Source organism: Sulfurospirillum oryzae, from assembly GCF_025770725.1.
GTDB lineage: Bacteria > Campylobacterota > Campylobacteria > Campylobacterales > Sulfurospirillaceae > Sulfurospirillum > Sulfurospirillum oryzae.
Map to the genome: position 1 here is coordinate 718264 of NZ_JANZKZ010000002.1, position 15514 is coordinate 733777.

Genomic DNA, 15514 nt, shown 5'->3' on the forward strand with positions numbered 1-15514 from the left:
ATGTAAAGCCTTATTTCTTTTGTTGTTTATACATCTCCAAAGTAGTTCTTAGTTCATCTATATCGGTGTGCGTACCGATGACTTTGGTGGGGTAACCGCTAGAGTTATAAGCGATCACTTTAGCTTGGTCAAGCACCCATTTATAACTTCCATCTTGGCAAAGCATACGGTGTTGGTGTTGATAATGTTGGACTCTTCCGCTTAAAAGAGCAGTCAGTTCATTGAGGCAATAGCTTAGATCATCAGGGTGAATGAGTGACATCCACGCTTCTTTTGTCTGCTCAAACTCTTTGTATTCGTATCCCAACATCGTAACCCATTGTGGCGACAGTGAGATGAGATTTGCGATAGGGTTCCACTCCCAAAATCCGTGTCCTACGCACTCTAAAATATTGATATACTCTTTTTTCATGCTCTCTTACCTTTTGTAACTCTCTTTTTCAACTGGGATTCTACCGTCCGAATGTGACTTTTGCGTTATATGAATCTTTAAAACCAATATGTTGGGTAATGCCTTTTACTGTTTGAAGAAAGATTGTTGATAAGAAGCGCTACTAAAAGCATTATAAGCGCTCCAAAACCAATCGGAGTGAATGGATAAAGCCACCCTAACCTATGAATTTGCTCGCCACCCATGACATAAATAAGCGCCGTAGCCCCACCTGGTGGGTGCATCGTACGACTAAAATGCATCACAACAATCGAAAGAGACACACTCAATGCACATAAAAATTCTGTTGACAAGAGTGAAGAAAACGTTTTAAGAAGAAAAACGGCAACGCATGCAGATAAAATATGCCCGCCTATGATATTACGTGGTTGCGAAAAATCAGCCTGAGGTGCTCCGTAAATCAGCACAGCTGAAGCTCCAAATGAGCCTAAAAGAAAAAAGCTCTCTTCAATGGCAAAATAGTGCCCAAATATCGCCACCAAATAGATACCTAAAAAAGCACCAAAACCTGACCAAAGAATCTTACTTAAAGGCTTTCTTGAAGGTGGTTGTGACTTTGCTTTCATTCTTTGTACATAACTTTTTATCACAGCCTTACTCCACCAATAATTTTAGTTATTTTAGAGAATTTATCATTTTTTAGAAATGACACACATCAAGCCGCTTTTAAATCTTTCCTCATTTTTTCTTTTAAGTTTACATATAATTTACATAAACTCACTACGATACGCGCCAAAATAACAAAAGGAGAACAATGTTATTAGGAACAATCAAAAATAAACTAGCATTTTTATTGGTCATTATATTTTTAGGATTTAGTGCATTAGGCATTGAAAGCCTCAAAGAAGGAAATGATGCGAAAATGGCAGCGACTAGGCTTACAAACATCGCAGACATAGAAAATCTTACCTTGGAATTACGCATTGAGCAGCGTGATTATCAGCTCTACTTCAAACAAATCAATTTTGATCGCTATGAAAAAACCTATCAACAATTAATCACTGATTTAGATGCGCTCAAACTCATTCTTATGAGCTCACAAAATCACCAGCGCATTGAAACACTTAAAAAGCTATTGAACCAATGGCATGATATCAATGTTCCTCGTATGCAACTGTTTAAAAAGTACGGTTCAACATTGCATGAACCAAACTTTGCTCAAAACAATCCAGACGATGCTAAAAAACTTGATGAATACTACAAACAAAGTAGCCAATTATTTGTTGTTATTATGGAAAAACTCGATGATTTGGCAAGCTCTGTCAAAACAAACAACTTTAACCGCCTAGATTCTAATATCGTAGCTTCACAAATTACTTTAGGCATTGTTTTGGTGACCGTTTTTGTCATATTTTTTACCGTTACTCGTTCTATTAAAAACTCTGTCGCACGTGCAAAAGCAGGCTGTGAGCGGATGCGTCAAAACAAAGACTTAAGTATGAAGATAGACATTGATTCTAAAGACGAGATCAACGACATTATTCAAGCTGTTAATACTCTCATTGGCGATGTTGCTTATGCGCTCAATGAAGCTAAAAGCAATGCTATTGAAAATGCCTCAGTAGCCGAAGAACTCTCCAGTACAAGCCTTCAGATCGGGAAGCGTGCTGAGGAAGAATCTAGAGTCGTTTTTGAGACAACCAACGATGCAAACGGTGTTGCTAATGCTATCACCGACGCAAGCATTCAATCTCAAAATGTCAAAGACAGCACCACCCACGCCCAAGAAAGCCTACTAAGTGCGCAAAAACTTCTTAATGAAACCATCTCTCAACTCGGACTAACAGCACAAGCCGAAGCTGCCATCAATGATCGACTTACCCATCTCTCAAATGAAGCGGAACAGGTCAAATCGGTGCTTGATGTTATTGGTGACATCGCAGACCAAACCAATCTTTTAGCGCTTAATGCCGCCATTGAAGCCGCACGCGCAGGTGAACATGGACGTGGTTTTGCCGTTGTTGCCGATGAAGTACGAAAACTAGCAGAGCGTACTCAAAAAAGCCTTGTTGAGACCAATGCAACCGTCAATGTCATCGTTCAATCCATCAACGACATCAGTGGCGAAATGAACCACAATGCCAAACGTATCCACGATCTTTCTGAATTTTCCAACAAAGTCACCACGCAAACCAACGATGCAGTGGTTATGCTCGACCAAAGTGTACTTGCCACCGATAACGTCGTTGAAAAAGCAAACAGTAATGTAAAACTTATCAAAACAGCGGTCATTGAAAAAATCGGAGAGATCAACACACTTTCAAGCTCCAATGCTAGAAGTGTCGAAGAGATAGCAGCAGCGGCAGAGCACCTTGCCAAACTTTCCTCTACCCTTAGCCTTACACTGGCACAATTTAAAACACTATAATTCTCATTCGTCCAAAGAGATGCACTCACCTCTTTGGACACTTCTTTAACAATTATTTGCTATGATTTGAAACTTTACATGTAAAAGGTTTCGCGTGTTAGAACAGACTATTTCATTGAAACTCACTCCCCTTTTTAAACCACGAGATGAGAAACAGAGTATTCTTTTAGGTTTTTGTGGCGATGCCCTTTTAATGGCGGTAGACGGTACTTTGCCTCCTTCGCATATTTTTGAAAACTTAGGCAAACCACGCCATAGTTTTCACATCGGTGAAATCGAAGAGTCTCTCTATACGCTTCTTGTGTGGGATGAAAACCTAGCCCTTCCAGAACACCTTGTCAAAACCAATCTTCGAGAATTTCTTGACGTTCACCCACCCCATCTTTATGCGATGCTTGCTCGTGCTAAACAGCTTGCACACTGGCTTTACGATAACCAATACTGCGGTCGTTGTGGCGATCCTGTGGGCTATACGCCCAAGTTTTCTGCCCTTACATGTAAAACCTGTGGCTTTACCATTTTCCCACGCCTTTCACCTGCATGTATTGTCCTCATCACCAGAGGCGAAGAGATACTTCTCGCCCGCTCGCCCTACTTTCAAGCAGGTATGTACAGCCTTTTAGCTGGCTTTGTGGAAGCGGGAGAAAGTGTCGAAGAAGCGGTGCATCGTGAAGTTTACGAAGAAGTGGGTATTCGCGTTAAAAACCTTCGCTATTTTGGCTCACAACCGTGGCCTTTTCCACACTCATTGATGATCGGTTTTTTTGCAGAGTACGAAAGTGGCGAACTACGCTTGCAACCTGAAGAGATCGAAGATGCTAAGTGGTTTACCAAAGAGACATTGCCAAAACTACCAAACCTTGCCACCATATCGGGCATGATAATAAACGCATGGCTTAAAGATCATTGATTTTTTATTGATATTTCTGTGTTAGAATGTGTGAACTTTGTAAGAGGAGTTTGCCATGAACATCACCCCCGAAGCACTCTTTGAGGCACGTCGCCATTTTTTAAAACTAGGCGCTGGGGCATTGGTAAGTAGCACTGCCATTTCACAGCTTTTAGCCGAGCTTCCCAAAGACCTTAGCCTCTCCTATACACCCGATACCAACCCACTCAAACTCACATCCAACACATTTGAGCAGATCACCAATTATGTCAATTTTTACGAATTTTCAACCGACAAAGAAGCCCCTGTCAAACTTTCACAAAAAATGAAAACAAGCCCTTGGAATGTTGGATTTTTTGGAGAAATTAAAACGGAACAGATGTTAGAAGTGGACGATCTCATCGCTAAATTTGGACTTGAAGAACGCATCTACCGTTTTCGCTGTGTTGAGGGATGGTCGATGGTCGTTCCTTGGATCGGCTTTCCGCTCTATAAATTACTGGATTATTTAGAGCCAAATAGCAAAGCCAAATACGTCAAATTCACCACTCGCCATGATCCTTCTATGTTTCCTGACCAAGCCAAAGGTATCTTTTCATCCATTAAACACCCTTATGTTGAAGGGCTGAGAATGGATGAGGCACGTCATCCACTGACCTTCATTGCAGTAGGGATGTACGGTAAACGACTGCTTCCTCAAAATGGCGCACCGATTCGCCTCGTTGTGCCATGGAAATACGGTTTCAAATCCATCAAATCGCTTGACCTCATCGAATGTGTGCAAAGTGAACCGCTGAACACATGGCAAGAACAAAACCCCAAAGAGTATGGCTTTTATGCCAATGTCAACCCAGCCGTTGACCACCCAAGATGGACACAAGCCAAAGAGCGCTTGCTTGGCAAACTCATCAAACAAGCGACTCTTTCTTTTAACGGTTACGACAAAGAGGTTGCGCATCTTTATGCAGGAATGGACTTAAGGAAATTCTTTTGAAAGCCTTGCTCGTTTTCATTGCCCTGATTCCTTTAGGCGTTGCCTATTACACATTAGACAACGCTATTGACCCCATCAAGATGCTCTCCAACTACACTGGCATCGGGGCAATAACGCTTCTTTTACTTTCACTCGTACCCTCTACATGTAAAAGAGTGTGCGGGCAAAACTTCCTTCGATACCGCAAAACCATCGGCTTGCTTGCGTTTGTGTACGCCTTTTTACACGGTTGCGTTTTTGTCGTACTTGACAGTGAATTTGATTTCGTCACCATCTTTGAAAAAAGTCTCAAAAAACCGTTTATCTATGTCGGGGTTATCGCTTTGAGCATCCTCTTTTTAATGGCGCTTACCTCATTTAAAAAACTCTTTGCCACGTTTTCAAAGTACCATAAAGCGGTCTATGTAGCATTAGCACTTGCACTGCTTCATAGCTTTTGGGCACAAAAAGTTGCTGGTGTGTTTGAGTATAGCGTTATTGCCGTTGGAGTGGTGCTTTTAGGGGAGAGAATTTGGGCGTGGAAATCTTTACATGTAAAAACTAATTTAACCAATATTTCGCTACCATAACCTCTTATTTTCACCACAAAGAATACTCCATGAACGCATTTATCTCAGGTTTTAGCCTCGGTTTTTCACTGATCTTAGCCATTGGGGCGCAAAATGCTTTTGTGCTTAAACAAGGCATTAAAAAAGAGCATGTCTTTATTATCTGCTTTGTCTGCGCGCTTTCAGATGCTATTCTCATTTTTGCGGGCATTTCAGGCTTTGGTTATTTGGTAGAGAAGTTTCCCTCTTTACAAACCGTCGCAAAATATGGTGGTTTTGCTTTTTTATTTGTCTATGGTTTGAAAAGTTTTTATTCGGCATGGAGCATGTCGCATGAGCTTAAACCCGAAGGTGTTGCTGCATCATCATTACTAAAAACCGTTCTGTTAACATTGGCGTTTACTTGGCTGAACCCTCATGTGTACCTTGATACGGTCATTTTATTAGGCTCTGTTTCCACCAAATTTGGCTCCCTTGCGCCGTTCTTTGGATTTGGAGCTATGACATCATCTTTCGTGTTTTTCTTTTCACTCGGTTATGGAGCAAGGATTTTAACGCCTATTTTTCAAAAACCAATTTCATGGAAAATCCTTGAAGTGCTCATCGGCATCGTCATGCTCTCTTTAGCCTTTATGCTGTTAGGTTTGTAGAAAGAGTGGAGATAAAGAACTAACTTTATCTCCGTAACGCAGAAAAAAAAGAGTTAAGATCTAAACTGGTTCAATTTGCCATTAAGGCTCTCAGCCAATTTAGAGAGATGATCCGCAGCACTTGCGATCTCTTCAACACTTCTGGCATTCTCACTGGTTAAAGAATTGATGTTGGTAACCATAGAGACGATTCTGTCGGTATCACTCGCGATGCGAATGGAGTTTGCCGCACTTGTCGTTACTGAAACGACGCTCTCTTGCATAACCATCGTTGTTCCAAGTATGGTCTCCTCAACTCCTGTTGAGACATCTGAAAGGCGTTGAATGTTTTTAGCATTTCTGCCCATTTGTTCTGAAGAGTCCACGATGGACTGGACAATGACATTAATGGTTGCATTGATCTCGGTGAGTGAATTTTGAGTGCGTTCTGCAAGCTTTCGTACCTCATCGGCAACAACCGCAAATCCACGCCCATGCTCCCCTGCTCTGGCTGCTTCAATAGCAGCATTAAGGGCTAAAAGGTTTGTTTGATCGGCAATATCAGAGATAACCGTCAAAATTTGTTTGACCTGTTCCGCATCACTGCTCATTTGCTCCAATTTAGAAGCTAAAGCAGTTTCTGCTTCACTCGCGAGTCCTACTTCATTACGAAGACTAATGACTTCATTTTTGGCATCTTCAAGTTTTTGACCTGCATCGGTAATGCTTTTTTTCATCTGCTCTGAAAGCATCGCTGTCTCTTGGACAAAAGTTTTAATCGTCGATATTTCTTGAATAGTATTTTCGACAATCGTTGTACTTTGCTCGGCATTACGTCCTATTTGCATGCTTGTTGTGCTCAGTTCATGCGACACAGAGGCATTTTCATTGGAAGAGTTTTTGGCATCGACGATGGTTTGCTCTAACGTGGTAACCAAGGCGTTAAAACTCTCAACAATATCTTTAAATTCATTCTTTTTATCATAGTTTATTCTAAATTTCAATTCTTTAGTGTGAACAAAAGAGACCATACTATCACGGATAATATGCACCCCATGGATGATATTTCGACGAATAACCGTACTGACGATCAATGTTGTAACAGCAACCGCAATTGACAATAAAATCATCAAAAGAGACGCAAAATCTTTTGTTGAAGCTGCTTTTTGAGCTTCATCATTTGCGAGGGAAACATTGTATTTGATATGTTCTTCTAACATTGCCGCCAACGCTCCAACCTCTTTTTGGCGACTCATCACAAAATCGTGCGCTTCGTTCTCTTTGCTTGATTGTGAAAATTTAATGGCTTGGTCTGCTAAATGAAAATACTGCTCTGCCAATTCTCTATCTTTATTAAGAAATTCTTTGTCCTTATCATCGGAGATCATTGGCTCATACTTTTTAAAGTCATTTAAAAGCTCCACCCGTGTATCGGTAATTGCTTTTTCTAGTGTTTTTTTCAAATCACTGTTGTTCGTTGATGCAAGGTGTTGCCACAAATAGATTCTTAAACGAAAAGCATGATTGAGGGTGCTGTTGAGCAAAACAACGCTTGGTATAGAATTGATATTGCCATAATTCGTTTGCGTATAAACTTTTTCCATATTGGAGTAGCTAATACCAAACACCGTAAAAATACCTATGATCGCTATGGAAAGCATGACAATCAGTTGCTTTGAAATACTCATGATATAAACTCCTTTTTTTAATAAGGAAATCATAACAACGAAGTGTTGCAAATGCGTTATATTTAATTTGTCACTAAAATATCACTACATAGATTAAAGTATTTTACACACAAGATTTTACATGTAACGATAAAACAACGTCTATGGTTATCACTTTTTAGAGAGGTTTGGTTATACTAGCTTTGCAATAGATTGAAGTAGCAGGAGTACATGATGAAATGTAAAGATGGCTATGAGAAGCTTGCTCAAAAGCTCGAAGAAACACTTAAAAGTCATCTCTTTGACCAAAACTTTGCCATTGAGACCATAACCAAAACACTGGTGCAAATGCGCCTTGTAACCTCTAAAGTGAGAGCGCTTTTTACCTTTATAGGACCTCCAAATTGCGGTAAGCGCTACCTTGCTGAACTCCTCTTAAGCGCTGATTCGCAGATAGACCAACTCAAAACGTTTCAGATGGATCAGTACAATGACACGTTTAACGCAGAGCAACTCTCTGCCTCAAGCATTGAGAGCGATGTCACCGAATTTGTCAAGAAAAATCCTAACGCCATTTTGCTTTTTGAAGATATCGACAAAGCCGACACGCAAGTACAACTCTCCTTATACACACTCTTTTCGGACTCAGAAAAAAACATCGTCGATTTTTCGCATGTCATTGTCATTATGACCACCACAAGACTTAGCCCACTCTTGGGACGTCAAGACCTACTGGAACTTTTCAAAAATGATCCTCTGCAAGCGCATACCTTTTTGATGGAACGCCTAGGACAAGAAGAGATTATGATTAGCGGTGTGAAAGAAAAAGTGTTCGATAAAAAGCTTCTTTCCCTACTCAATGAATGCACACTTGTGCCTTTTAACCGTTTAAGCCTCACAGCGCTCATCAAGATCGGTGCTCAAAGCTTGCATGGCATGTCACAAAACTTCATCAAAGACAGCGGTATTGAGATTGAGTACACCAACATCGATGTGCTCATCTCTCTTTTAACACTCTCACTAGCGCCTTATCTCAATGCCAGACATATTCGCAAAAAACTTCCAGAAGTCGTTTTTAACCGTATTTATGACACGCTCAAATGCCATGAAAATATCACTAAAATAAGCTACAAAGTGTCTCAAAAAGCAGGTACTTTTGTCAAAAAAGCACTTAAAGACCAGCCTTTACTGCTCAAAAAAATTAGCAAACAACACGAAGGTATTGAGCTTGAATGGAGTGTTCGCGTTGTCAAAGGCGTGGCAGAACTTACCATCAAAAACGCTTTTTTCCGCAAAGAAAAACTGCCTATTTCTTCTGAAGATGCCCTGCATGTTTCGGATGTCACATTTGAGGACATCGCGGGACAACAGCGTGTTAAAGCGGAGCTTTTGGAGATTCTAACACTCATTAAAGAGCCTGCGCGTCTTAAACAATTTGACATGCCTCCGCCTAAAGGGATGATTCTCTATGGACCCTCTGGCATGGGTAAAAAATTACTCGCACGTGCCTTTGCCAACGCCGCAGACATGCCTTTTACCGTCGTGCGTGATGCAGACTTGTTTGATGCAGGTAAAATTCACAAAGCGTATGCCCAAGCGTATGGTTCAGCGCCCTCCATCGTGCTTTTGGAAGACATTGATGTGCAAGGACTTGTCGGTGGCGTCATCGCAACGATGAGCATTCAGCCTTTGGTGGATGAATTAGATGCTATCGCGCAAAGTTTTGATGCACCTATTTTTACCATCATTACGATTGGAGAGAGTAGTCCTATCCCCGATCCATTGGTGCAAACAGGGCGCATTGATATTCGTATTGAAGTGCCAAAACTCGACATGGAAGCCCGTCGCTTTTTCATCGAAGAGATTTTGAAAAAACCGCACGATGCACGCATTGACATTGAAAAAGTGGTACGTTACATCTCAGGCATGGGTGGCGATGAGCTCAAACGCATTGGACAAGAAGCAGCGCTGTTTGCCGCACGCAAAGGGTTGAAAGAGATTAGTGAAGAGATTTTGTTAGAGCAGATCAACATCATCAAATATGGCAATAAATTAGAAAGTAAACAGATACGCGACATCGAAACCTCTATGGCAAAAACAGCCTACCATGAAGCAGGACACGCGGTACTCTCTTTCGTGCTCTGCCCACACATCAAAATCGAGCAAGTCACTGTTGCTCCTCGTAGCGACGCACTTGGCTTTGTCTCTTACCATAACGATGACTACATTGACGCTATATCCAAAGATGAACTCTTTGCCAACATCTGTGTCTTACTGGCAGGGCGCATTGCTAAGATGGAAAAGTACGGAAAAGCGGGTATGGAAACGGGTGCTATTACTGACCTTGAAATTGCGAGCATGCAAGCGTATTCTGCGATTGCTCTGTTTGGCATGGATGATGAACTGGGTTACATTAACATCAGCGGCATTGAAGATGCGTACGACAAAGAGCTTTTAGCGGAAAAATTGGAAACAAGACTTTTGGCGTGGATGGATGAAGCTAAAAAACAGACTGAAAAAGAGGTGAAACGACTCTGGCCTGCTATCGAAGCAGTGGCACAATCTCTTATCGCTAAAGAGGTCATCGATGGTTTGGAACTTAAAAAGATCATCGAAGAAAAAATACCAAATCATGTGCCATAATCTTTACATGTAAAGAATTTCTAGGGCAAAATTGCCCTAGAAATCAATGTTATTTTTGAATAAGATAACGAATGGTCGGACCATCTTGAATGATCTCTAAAACCGTATAACCGTAATTTTTGGCATCGAGAGGTATGTTGTTAATCGACTGCGGACAGTCACTAATCACCTCTAAAATCTCACCTTTTTTAAGCGTTGGTAACGCTTCAAGGGTCGCTATTGCTGGGTAAGGGCAAGGCTCGCCGCGCATATCAAGTGAATAATTAGGTACGATTGCTTCTTTCATGAACGCTTCCTTTATTGATGATTATTTTGGTATTGGCTTTTTTTGGCAAGAAAACGTCGCTCCCACCAAACCACAAATGCAAATGATGCCGCCATAAGGGCATAGTTTACATACAAACCACCATACGTTCCAAACAATTTGAGTATGTTGATCTTCTCATAGCCATACACTAAACTTGGCGCTAGGCTATCCCATGAAAGCGCTAAAAGCAAAGATCCAAGAACATTACCGATGCCAACCCACCAAAAGAGAATCTGACCTTCCATAGCTCTATACATCCAACCTGTCTCACAACCACCCGCGATAACGATACCAAAACCAAACATCAAACCACCGATGATGGCATTGGGTCCTGCCCACATGATTTTTGGCTCCATGCCCGTTTGAACAAAGGCAAAAACACCGATGGCACTCACCGCCATACCGATGATAATCGCTTTAGCAAGCAGACCACGCCCTGTAATCCACATATCACGAAAGGCGGAGGTAAAGCAAACTTGCGCACGTTCGATACAGATACCAAAACCCAAACCAAAAAGCATCGCCATACCTAGTTTTGGCGCATCAAAACTTCGTGTAATTGCAACAATTGCAATCGCAAAAAAAAGCACACTGCCGATGATAAATTTAATTTTTGCGCTTTGTTTGTTCTTCTCAAGCGGTGTTGCTTCGGAAACTTTTTTGAGCTTCAAAGGGATGCGAAACAGTGGAAGCATAGAAACTTTAGCGCCCGCAAAACAGCCAATAGCCGTTGCAATAGCAAAAAACCACGCATGCAATGAAAACTGAGGAATACCCGTAAAAAACGCCGCCAAATTACAGCCCATCGCTAAACGAGCACCAAAACCAGCGATAATACCACCCAGCAATGCTTGAAAAATACGAATACGTGTTGAAGGCAAACGAAACTTGACATTGTCCGCCCAAAGAGCTGCCGCAAGTGCGCCCGCAAACATACCGATGATCATCACACCATCAATGCGATCCCAAGGAGTTCCTTTAAAACCAAGGATTTTGAGGTACGTCCACTCCGCAGGATTTGCTCCAAAAAGTTGAGCTAAGTGTCCACCCCAACGTGTAAACTCGCCTGTAACTGCCCAAAAAGTTCCAAGTAGACCAAAATAATAGGTCGATAAAATTCCAAGCGCAATCACCGCAGGAATGGGCGACCAAAAACGAACAAGATAGTGTTGTTTAAATTCACTCCACCATGACATAAAAACTCCTAAAAATAAAGTTGAGTTTTGATTGTGTAATACATAGAAAGGGATTAGCGAAGAAGCTAAAAAGGAGCAACAAAAAGAGGATTTTTGAGCATTATGTACTCTTGCGACCGCAAGCAAATCAAAGAAAAGACTTTATCAGAGTTTCTCTTAAAACTCGTTTTTCTGACGAAAAAAGTTGAGATTAAATTACTTGCGCATGCCTCTAAAAAGTTGTGAAAAACGTGAACGTCTTGGTATCTCGGTTGGGAAGCTTGGATCACTTGCGTGTCTCACATCTTCGATAGAATAAACCGCTTGTGGGTTATGCTTGGCAATTAACTCGCGGACATGAGCGATGTCGGAACGTTTAATGACGGTGAAGATGATATTAACAGCACCCGTATTACCCTCTGCATCTGCCACCGTAACACTGTAACGAAGTGCTCTGAGTGCTGCAACTAAAACATGCGAGTCTCGTTTAGTAATGATGCGTACAACGACCATTCCAATAGCCAAACGACTCTCAATGAACATACCAATGTAATTTCCCAGAGAAAAACCAATGGCATAAGCAATATAATTAATAGGATTGGTAAGGTTTGCCATGACTTTAGAAATGGCAAGAAGCCAGATGGTGACTTCAAAAAAGCCTAAAATAGGTGCCCAAAGTCTAAGCCCTTTAGAGACAAAAATAATGCGCATTGTGCCAATGCTTACATCCGTAATGCGTGCAAGACAGATAAGTAAGGGTATGCCATAAAGCGTAAAAGCTTCGCTTTGAAATAACTCATTCATCGCTAAAGAATAATCTCTTTCACACGCCCTACTTCACCGCTCTCTAAGCGTACTTTGATGCCATGAGGATGGTTAGCAGAGTTGGTAAGAATGTCTTTAACGACACCTTCTGTGAGTTTGCCTGTGCGTTGATCTTCTTTTAAAACGATCTGCACTTTAACACCTTTGTGGATGTTACTGCGACTTTGTCCTGCACTCATTTTGATCCTTTACATGTAAAAGTGTATTGTACCGTATTGCGCATTTTTTCTTTACATGTTAAGTCTAAGAGAGCTTGGCACACAGTTCCAAAAAGGCTTCGCCATACCGCTCAAACTTCACTTCTCCCACGCCACTGACCTCCAACATCGCCTCTTTGTTCTGCGGAAGTCTTTCAGCCATCTCTTTAAGTGTTTTATCACTAAAAACCACATAAGGAGGAATGCTGTTTTCTTTGGCAATCTCTAAACGCAAAGCGCGTAATTGCTCAAAAATAGAGAGTTCAAACGCTCCTGTGACAACCTTCGCTGCTTTTTTAGAAGCTTTGGCTCGCACTTCCAAACGTGCAGCATGAATGCTTACATGTAACCGCTCTTTGATGATTTGCGCTCCGTATTCACTGAGGCTCACCACACGGTATTCACCCACTTTAAGCGCTTCAAGCTCCATAAGTCTATCGCCAATGCTGTGCCACTGCGCTTTGGTTTTATCTTTGCCAATGCCAAAAACCGAAAGGCTTTCGTGTCCATTTTGCTCTATCTTTTCGTTATGTGAACCCATTAACACATCGACCACATAGTGAAGTCCAAAACGTTGCCCTGTGCGGTAAACACTCGAGAGCAATTTTAAAGCTTCATGCGAGATGTCAACACTCTGCTTTTCACCATCGACGCAGTTATCGCAACGCGTTTTACATGTAGCAATAGCATCGTCAAAATACGTCGCAATCTGCTGATGTCGACACACTTGTGAAGAGGCAAATTTGGAGATGGCACCCAATTTTTCGTAAGCTACTTTTTGATACTCTGAAGCGGGTTGCTCGCTGATGCGACGTCTGTGTTCTACAATGTCCGAAGTCGAAAACAGAAGCAACGTGGAAGAAGGCAGTCCATCACGCCCCGCCCTACCAATCTCTTGGTAATAGTTCTCAATGGTTTTAGGCAAAGACATGTGCGCGACAAAACGAATGTTACTTTTATCGATGCCCATTCCAAACGCCACCGTTGCAACAACGACTTGAATCTCATCATTTAAAAAAGCATGATAAGTTTCATTTTTCTCTTCCGTAGAAAGTCCCGCATGGTAAGCACGTGCGAGGATTTTATGCGTTCCTAAAAACAGAGCCAGACTTTCGGTCTCTTTGCGCGTCAACGTGTAGATGATGCCACTCTCGTTTTTAAACGCACTTAAAAAGCTAAGGAGTTGCTCACGTCCGTTGGCATTGCGGTACTCTGCTTTGATCGTAAGATTGTCTCGCTCCACTTTTGCACGAATGATTAATGGAGCTGATAAACCCAGCTGGTGAAGAATGTCTTGTTCAACGATCTTTGTCGCAGTCGCTGTAAAAGCGGCAATAGGCGTCTTGGGGAAGTACTGTTTGAGGCGAAAAAGTTGTCGGTAATCTTCTCTAAATTCATGCCCCCACTCACTCACACAGTGCGCTTCATCAATGACAAAAAAGTTGATGGGAAGGGTTTGTAAAAAGTTTAAAAATGACTCACCTTTTAAACGCTCAGGGGCGACATACAAGAGTTTAAGTTCGCCCTTACGACACGCTTGCATTGTCTCTTGTATCTCTTGCGTCGATTGCATCGAAAAGATCATGGCGGCTTTAATGCCAAAGGCAGAAAGGGCGGTGATTTGGTCGTGCATGAGTGCCAAAAGTGGCGAAATGACGACACTCATGCCGTCCATGACCAAGGATGGAAGCTGATAACAAAGTGACTTCCCTGCCCCTGTTGGCAAGATCATCATAATGTCTTTTCGCGCTAAAATGGCATTGACAGCCTCTTCTTGATATGACCTAAAAGTATGATGTCCGAAAACACTTTGAAGAATGCGATACGTTTCTGACACTTAAAGTTCTATCTCGTCTCTATCTTTTCCATCACTCACAAACCACTCATCTTCAATAAAATCATTCTCAACGATCTGGTTGACATCGCGTTTCATATAACGTCCCGATGCGGTGACAGCGACTTCGCCATTAGGAAGTATGAGCTCACCTGTGCCTTCAAAAATGCGCCCTTTGTCATTGGTAATGCGCCCAATGACCTTTAGCTCAACATCCAAAGGAACAGGTTTTTTATATTTTAAATTGAGTTCAATCGTCACACCAAAGCTCGCTTGACCATAATGCGCCATAATGGCACGTCCTATGGTTTCATCCAGAATTGTCGCAGAGATGCCACCGTGTAAAATGCCCGGATAGCTTTGAAGGTAGGTATGTGGGGTAAAATACGCCACAACATCTTTATTTTCAAGCTCGTAAAATTTGGTTTTCAAACCAAAAGGGTTTTGCACGCCACACACTAAACAGTTTTTAGAAATGTGCTGTTTACCCGTTACTTTAAATTTCACGCCTCTTCTCCATGCACCTTTTCAAGCTCTTTACGCACTTTAGAATAAAGTTTAAGATCAACGATTTTATAGCTTTTGAGTAACCCATCAAGAAGTGCTAAATCAAGTTCGTTTTGATCTTCTTTGTTTTCAGGAACAATTTTATCTTTGACCGTACAGTTGTTACAAAAATCGTAAAGATATTTCAGATCAATCTGATAATCCAAACGATGTGTCAACTCGTTTTTAAGCTTTCGTGTCTCATTCATAATGACAAACTCTTGCTCGCTGATCACTTTTAAAGCGCGCAACTCTTCTAGCAATTTAAACTGTGTCATACTGCGAGATGTACCGGGAATAAGCACTTCTGCAACAAACTCATAGTACGCCTCAGTCGCAAGTACCATCATATAGAGGTTTTTACCTATTGGGTTTTCCTCTTGCTCAATAAAATCTTTAAAATAGTGCAATTTTTGCATTTCAACCATCATCATCTTTACC

The 15514-nt window shown here is 41.6% G+C and carries 16 protein-coding genes; 6 read left to right on the forward strand and 10 right to left on the reverse strand.

The genetic code is table 11. The features are described 5' to 3' along the window. Nucleotides 1-10 precede the first annotated feature (10 nt). The gene (locus N0B29_RS08000; RefSeq protein ID WP_263833178.1) at nt 11-412 is read right to left on the reverse strand and encodes a PAS domain-containing protein; all 402 of its coding nucleotides are present in this window, start codon (nt 410-412) and stop codon (nt 11-13) included. Nucleotides 413-489: 77 nt separating this feature from the next. Further along, the gene (locus N0B29_RS08005; RefSeq protein WP_263833179.1) at nt 490-1017 is read right to left on the reverse strand and encodes an HPP family protein; all 528 of its coding nucleotides are present in this window, start codon (nt 1015-1017) and stop codon (nt 490-492) included. Between the two features lie 188 nt (nt 1018-1205). Between N0B29_RS08005 and N0B29_RS13025 the strand changes: the two genes are divergently transcribed. From N0B29_RS13025 to N0B29_RS08030, 5 genes are all read left to right on the forward strand, one after another. After that, nucleotides 1206-2819 carry a methyl-accepting chemotaxis protein gene (locus N0B29_RS13025; protein WP_318526698.1) on the forward strand — a complete coding sequence of 538 codons (1614 nt, stop codon included), beginning with the start codon at nt 1206-1208 and terminating at the stop codon, nt 2817-2819. 94 nt (nt 2820-2913) lie between these two features. Next, on the forward strand, nt 2914-3729 hold the full coding sequence (gene nudC, locus N0B29_RS08015; protein WP_263833180.1) for an NAD(+) diphosphatase: 816 nt from the start codon (nt 2914-2916) through the stop codon (nt 3727-3729). Nucleotides 3730-3784: 55 nt separating this feature from the next. Then, entirely contained in the window at nt 3785-4702 is a 918-nt protein-coding gene (gene msrP / locus N0B29_RS08020; RefSeq protein WP_263833181.1) for a protein-methionine-sulfoxide reductase catalytic subunit MsrP, read from the forward strand. Then, nucleotides 4699-5271 carry a protein-methionine-sulfoxide reductase heme-binding subunit MsrQ gene (locus N0B29_RS08025; RefSeq protein WP_263833182.1) on the forward strand — a complete coding sequence of 191 codons (573 nt, stop codon included), beginning with the start codon at nt 4699-4701 and terminating at the stop codon, nt 5269-5271. The genes msrP and N0B29_RS08025 overlap by 4 nt, the downstream gene beginning before the upstream one ends. Before the next feature lie 29 nt (nt 5272-5300). Beyond that, the gene (locus N0B29_RS08030) at nt 5301-5900 is read left to right on the forward strand and encodes a LysE/ArgO family amino acid transporter (protein ID WP_263833183.1); all 600 of its coding nucleotides are present in this window, start codon (nt 5301-5303) and stop codon (nt 5898-5900) included. Nucleotides 5901-5953: 53 nt separating this feature from the next. Here the strand turns inward: N0B29_RS08030 and N0B29_RS08035 are convergent, their stop codons facing one another. Beyond that, complete coding sequence (locus N0B29_RS08035) at nt 5954-7567, reverse strand: methyl-accepting chemotaxis protein (RefSeq protein WP_263833184.1); 1614 nt, start codon at nt 7565-7567, stop codon at nt 5954-5956. Between the two features lie 213 nt (nt 7568-7780). Between N0B29_RS08035 and N0B29_RS08040 the strand changes: the two genes are divergently transcribed. After that, nucleotides 7781-10189, forward strand: a complete 2409-nt coding sequence (locus N0B29_RS08040) for an AAA family ATPase (protein WP_263833185.1) — start codon at nt 7781-7783, stop codon at nt 10187-10189. A 49-nt stretch (nt 10190-10238) separates the two neighbouring features. Here the strand turns inward: N0B29_RS08040 and yedF are convergent, their stop codons facing one another. The 7 genes from yedF to N0B29_RS08075 form a co-directional block, all read right to left on the reverse strand. Next, nucleotides 10239-10475 carry a sulfurtransferase-like selenium metabolism protein YedF gene (gene yedF, locus N0B29_RS08045; protein ID WP_263833186.1) on the reverse strand — a complete coding sequence of 79 codons (237 nt, stop codon included), beginning with the start codon at nt 10473-10475 and terminating at the stop codon, nt 10239-10241. An 11-nt stretch (nt 10476-10486) separates the two neighbouring features. Further along, the gene (gene yedE / locus N0B29_RS08050; RefSeq protein ID WP_263833187.1) at nt 10487-11692 is read right to left on the reverse strand and encodes a selenium metabolism membrane protein YedE/FdhT; all 1206 of its coding nucleotides are present in this window, start codon (nt 11690-11692) and stop codon (nt 10487-10489) included. A 195-nt stretch (nt 11693-11887) separates the two neighbouring features. Further along, nucleotides 11888-12475 (reverse strand): DUF2179 domain-containing protein, encoded by a 588-nt coding sequence (locus N0B29_RS08055; protein WP_263833188.1) that lies wholly within the window; start codon nt 12473-12475, stop codon nt 11888-11890. Between the two features lie 2 nt (nt 12476-12477). Further along, nucleotides 12478-12675 carry a YwbE family protein gene (locus N0B29_RS08060; RefSeq protein WP_263833189.1) on the reverse strand — a complete coding sequence of 66 codons (198 nt, stop codon included), beginning with the start codon at nt 12673-12675 and terminating at the stop codon, nt 12478-12480. 64 nt (nt 12676-12739) lie between these two features. After that, nucleotides 12740-14530, reverse strand: coding sequence for a DNA helicase RecQ (gene recQ / locus N0B29_RS08065; RefSeq protein ID WP_263833190.1), 1791 nt, complete (start codon nt 14528-14530; stop codon nt 12740-12742). Then, on the reverse strand, nt 14531-15034 hold the full coding sequence (locus N0B29_RS08070; protein WP_263833191.1) for a PaaI family thioesterase: 504 nt from the start codon (nt 15032-15034) through the stop codon (nt 14531-14533). Next, a complete protein-coding gene (locus N0B29_RS08075) occupies nt 15031-15504 on the reverse strand; it encodes a hypothetical protein (protein WP_263833192.1) in 474 nt (157 codons plus the stop codon). Before N0B29_RS08075 ends, N0B29_RS08070 begins: the two co-directional genes overlap by 4 nt. Nucleotides 15505-15514: the final 10 nt, after the last annotated feature.